General features: G+C 71.5%; 4 protein-coding genes. 3 read left to right on the forward strand and 1 reads right to left on the reverse strand.

Annotated elements, in window-relative coordinates:
- The 3 genes from AB1609_15355 to purH all read left to right on the forward strand — a co-directional run.
- Positions 1-855: dihydroorotate dehydrogenase electron transfer subunit (locus AB1609_15355; protein MEW6047831.1), on the forward strand; the 855-nt coding region annotated here is incomplete at its 5' end.
- A 1-nt stretch (position 856) separates the two neighbouring features.
- Positions 857-2,368 (forward strand): dihydroorotate dehydrogenase, encoded by a 1,512-nt coding sequence (locus AB1609_15360; protein MEW6047832.1) that lies wholly within the window; start codon positions 857-859, stop codon positions 2,366-2,368.
- Between the two features lie 24 nt (positions 2,369-2,392).
- Positions 2,393-3,985, forward strand: coding sequence for a bifunctional phosphoribosylaminoimidazolecarboxamide formyltransferase/IMP cyclohydrolase (gene purH / locus AB1609_15365; GenBank protein ID MEW6047833.1), 1,593 nt, complete (start codon positions 2,393-2,395; stop codon positions 3,983-3,985).
- Positions 3,986-3,997: 12 nt separating this feature from the next.
- On the opposite strand, the gene AB1609_15370 is transcribed toward purH, so the two are convergent.
- Positions 3,998-4,991 (reverse strand): NFACT RNA binding domain-containing protein (locus tag AB1609_15370; protein MEW6047834.1); only part of this gene is annotated, 994 nt, incomplete at its 5' end.

Consider the following 4,991-nt stretch of genomic DNA (forward strand, 5'->3'; position numbering starts at 1 on the left):
GGCGAGGCCAGACGGTGCGGCCGGATGGCGGCCGTGACCGGCGGTTTTTCGGCCTTCCGGGCCCCCGTGGTGGGCCGGGAGGAGCTCGGCCCTGGCCTGGTCAGGCTGGCGCTTGAAGCGCCGGAGCTGAAGGCGGCCGCCCCGGGGCAGTTCGTGAACGTGCTGTGCCGGGACCCGCAGGCCCTGGATCCGTTGATCCGCCGGCCATTCAGCCTGGCCGGGGTGGACCGGGCACGGGGGCTCGCCTTCCTGGTGGTGAAGGTGGTGGGCCGCGCGAGCTCGTGGCTTTCGGCAAGGCAACCGGGGGACTCCCTGGATCTCTTGGGCCCGCTGGGCCGCGCCTTCAGGCGGCCGGATGCGGGAGCTCCCGTTCTCCTGGTCGGGGGCGGTACGGGCACCGCCCCGCTTCTCTTTCTGGCCAGGGAACTTGCCGCTTCGGGCGGAGGGCACAGGGTTTTCGCCATCGCCGGCTTCCGGGACGCAAGCCACGCCATCATGGTGGACGACCTGAGGGACGCGGGGGCCGAGGTCGCGGTGATGACCGAAGACGGGAGCCTGGGCGGGCGAGGTACGGCGGGCCAGGCCGCCGCTTCCGCCTGGCGCGAGGCCAGAGCGGTCTTCGCCTGCGGGCCCTGGGGGATGCTCCAGGCGCTCGAACGGCTGCGCCGGCAGGATCCCCGGCCGCTTCAGGTGGCCGTGGAGACCATGATGGGGTGCGGGGCCGGGGTGTGCCTCTCGTGCGTGGTGCCCTGGCGGCGTGCTCACGGCCACCGGGTGACGGGTTGGGCCAGGGCGTGCGTCGAGGGGCCCGTCTTCGACGCGGAGGAACTCGCCTGGGAAAGGTGTCCAAGCTAGCATGCCAGCCTCCCTGGAGGTGGCTCTGGGCCCGGTCCGGCTGAAGAACCCGGTGCTGATGGCGTCGGGGACGTTCGGCTACGGGCTTGAGTACCGGAGCATCATCGACCCGGCGGCCGTGGGGGCCGTGTTGACCAAGGGTGTGAGCCTGGAGCCCTGGACCGGGCATGCCCCGCCGCGCCTCGTCGAGACGCCCGCCGGGCTGGTGAACGCCATCGGCCTGGAGAACCCCGGAGTGGACGTCTTCGTGCGGGAGCTCCTGCCCGAGCTGGCCGCCACGGGAGCCACCATCGTCGCCAACATCGTCGGCAAGGCTGTCGAGGAGTACGCTGCCGTTGCCCGCCGGATCGAGCAGGCCGGGGGCGTATCGGCCCTTGAACTCAACATTTCCTGTCCCAACGTCAAAGAGGGGGGCGTTGCGTTCGGCGCATCCCCGGTCATGGCGGCGCGGGTGGTCAAGGCTGTCAAGGCGGCCTCGGGCCTGCCGGTCCTCGTCAAGCTTGCACCCATGGCCGCCGACCCCGTCGAGGTGGCCGCGGCATGCGCGGCCGCAGGCGCCGACGCCTTCACGGTCGCCAACACGTACCCGGCCATGGTCATCGACACCGAGGCCGGCCGGCCGTTCCTGACCGCAGGGGTGGGAGGGCTTTCGGGCCCGGCGATCCGCCCGCTCTCCGTACGCCTGACGGCCGCGGTGTGGCAGGCGACGGGCATGCCCATCGTGGGAAGCGGTGGCGTGGAGAGCGCCCATGACGCCCTGGAGTACCTGATGGCGGGGGCGCGCGCCGTCGCGGTGGGGACGGCCACCTTCCACCGGCCCACCGCCGCGCTGGAGATCATCGAGGGACTCCGGTCCTACCTTGCGCAGCGGGGCCTCTCCTCGCTCGAGGACCTGGTGGGACGGGCCGTCGGCCGCGCGGAGGCGTCCCCCGGCGAGTTGCGCGCTCGGCTCGTCCGCCGGCTGCAGGAGGCAGGCGCCGTGCTCTGCGGGCACTTCCGGCTGAGCTCCGGTCTTCACTCGGACCGCTACGTGGAGAAGTTCCGCCTGCTCGAGCAGCCTGCGCTGGCCGGGGAGATCGTCAGGCTGCTGGCCATGGAGTGCTGGGATCTGCCGGCGGAGGTCGTGGTGGGGCCTGCCACCGGCGGCATCCTCCTCGCTTACGAGCTGGCGCGCCAGGTCGGGGTGCGCCGGGCGTTTTTCACCGAGCGCGCCGGCGGCCGCATGCAACTGCGGCGCGGCTTTTCGCTACAACCCGACACTCCGGTGCTCCTGGTCGAGGACGTGGTGACGACCGGCAGATCGCTGATGGAAGCGTACGAGGCGGTCCGGGAGGCGGGCGGGCGCGTAGTGGGGGCGTGTTGCCTGATCGATCGCACCGGCGGGCGCTTCCAGCCGCCAGTGCCCTACCGGCCGCTCTTGAGGCTGGCCCTTGAGACCTGGGAGCCGCAGTCGTGCCCGCTCTGCCGGGAGGGCGTCCCCATCACCGACCCCGGCAGCCGCCGGCTCCAGTAATGTAGAGAGGTGGTCGCACTGCGCATGTGGCCCGGTTTTCCAGGGCGCGTTCGGCGTGCCCTGATGAGCGTCTCCAACACGGAGGGCCTCGCGGATCTCGCCCGGGAACTGACCGCCGCCGGCTGGGAGGTCTGGGCTACCGAAGGGACGGCCCGCTACCTCGAGGCCGCCGGGGTACCGGTGCACCCGATCAGCCAGCTGACGGGGCAGGGCTCGATGCTGGGTGGGCGCATCAAGTCGCTGCACCCCCGAGTTTTCGCGGGCGTGCTGGCACGCCCCACCGATGCGGACCTTGCGGAACTGGAGCAGGCGGGCGCCGTGCCGTTCGATCTGGTGGCCGTCAACTTCTACCCCTTTGCCGAACGCCTACGGGCCCACCGTGAGGGATCGGCGAGCGCGGCGGAACTCGTGGAGTCCATCGACATCGGCGGGCCTGCGCTGGCGCGGGCGGCCGCCAAGAACCACGCCAGGGTGGCCGTGCTGACCGACCCGGCCCAGTACGCTGAGGTCATCGAAGAACTGAAGCGCTCGCCGGAAGCCACGCTTTCCGAGGCGACCAGGCGGCGGCTGGCTGCGGCGGCCTTCCACCTGACAGCCGCGTACGACGCCCAGGTGGCCTCCGCGCTGGAAAGCGGCGCCGGGTCGGCAGGAGAAGGCTTCCCTGAAGTGCTGCACGTGGTGGCGCAGCGCTGGGTGGTCGCACGCTACGGGGAGAACCCCCACCAGGCCGGCGCCGTTTACCGTGTCGAAAGCCCTGGCGCGTCGGTACCGTGGGGCCGGGTGCTCCAGGGCAAGGAACTTTCGTACAACAACGTGGCGGATGCGGCCGCCGCCCTGGCGCTGGCAGCGGAACTCTGCGACCGCCCTGCCGCCTGCGCCATCAAGCACGGCACGCCCTGCGGCGCGGCCGTGGCGGATACGCTCGCCCGGGCTTACGAACTCGCCTACGAAGCCGACCCCATCTCCATCTTCGGGGGCGTCGTGGCGGTGAGCCGCCCGGTGGACGGGGCCACCGCCAGGGCCATGAGCCGGACCTTCCTCGAGGTCGTCGTGGCGCCTTCCTTCGAGCCCGAGGCGCTGGAGGTCCTGGGCCGCAAGCCGAAGCTGCGGCTCATCGAAGTGGGCCCGATGACGCGCCCCGACCCGGGGGCAGCGCGCACTGCCCTGGAGCTGCGTTCCGTGGCAGGAGGCCTTCTGGTCCAGAACCCGGACTGGGAAGACCTCAGTGAAGCGGAGCTCAAGACGGTGACGAAGGTGCCCGTTCCCGAGGCGCTGTGGCCAGACCTGCGCTTTGCCTGGAGAGTGGTCAAGCACGCCCGTTCCAACGCGATCGTCGTGGCCAAAGGCGGCCAGACGCTGGGGATCGGGGCCGGGCAGGTGAGCCGCATCGACGCGGCCCGCCTCGCCATTGAGAAGGCCGGGGCGAAGGCACAGGGTGCGGTGCTGGCGTCCGATGGCTTCTTCCCCTTCTCGGACGTCACGGAGCTGGCAGCTCAGCACGGCATTGCGGCCATCATCCAGCCGGGCGGCTCGGTGCGAGACCACGAGTCCATCACGGTGGCCGACCGGGCTGGCATTCCCATGGTGTTCACCGCAATCCGGCACTTCCGGCACTGAACGGCAGGTCGGTCAGGACCGGGCTGACGGGCCTCCGGCGGCATCCGGGCTACCCGGCTCCGGCGCAGGTAGCATGCTCGGGTGCGGGATGACCCGGACGGTCTTCTCGTGATCGTAGACGACGAACCCCGGAGGTGAGCCAGGCGGCTTTCGTACGTGACGGCACAGGGTATAGTCTACCGGGATCGCGGTCCCCGAGCGCCCCTGGGCGCTGAACCGCGCGGCGAGCCTGGCGGCCTCCAAGAGCGTGCTCTCGGGAATGCGCTCCGCGTGGGAACGGATCACGACGTGCGCCCCCGGTAGGCCCCGGGCGTGCAGCCACACATGGCCGGGGCGCGCCAGGTGCAGCGTGAGGTGGTCGTTGGCCCTGGCGCTCTTGCCCACCAGGATCTCGACGCCGTCCGACGACCGGAAGCGTGCGATGGCCGGCGCCCTGCTGCCGGCGGCGCTCTCGTTTCGGCGCGCCGGCGCGGATTTCGGCACGGGGCGTCTGCCATCGTGCCGGCCCGGCGCCGTGACCCCGGTAAGGGATGCCCGTTCGGCCTCGAGAGCCTCCAGGAGTTCGAGGCTGTCCGCCTCGCGGGCCAGCACCTGGAGCGTCTCGACGGCGGCGAGCAGCTGCCTGGAGCGCGCCAGTTCACCCTGCAGCACCGAGACGGCCCGACGGGCTTTCTGGTAGCGGCGGAAGTACGCCTGAGCGTTTGCCGAAACTGACAGGGCCGGGTCGAGACGGATGGTCACCTCCGCTTCGCCCGTGGGTTGGTCAGCGGGCGGCAGCACCACCGAGCCGGCCCCTGGCGGAATACGGGTGGCGTAGGTGAGGAGGAGCTCCCCGCAGCGGCGAAACTCCTCGGCGCGTTCGGCACCCCGCAGGTCCTCGACCTGGTGCTCGATCCTTCGGGCCAGCCTGCGCGCCGATTCGTCAAGCATCCGGAGAAGCCCCTTGCGCCTTTGGTCCACGCGGTCCTGCTCGAAGGCGGAAAGCCAGGCACGGCCCGCCTCTTCA

The organism is Bacillota bacterium (assembly GCA_040754675.1).
GTDB lineage: Bacteria > Bacillota > Limnochordia > Limnochordales > Geochordaceae > Geochorda.

Coding starts and splice junctions, on each gene's coding strand:
- AB1609_15360 (MEW6047832.1), top strand. CDS start 857: ATGCCAGCCTCCCTGGAGGTGGCTCTGGGCCCGGTCCGGCTGAAGAAC.
- purH (MEW6047833.1), top strand. CDS start 2,393: ATGTGGCCCGGTTTTCCAGGGCGCGTTCGGCGTGCCCTGATGAGCGTC.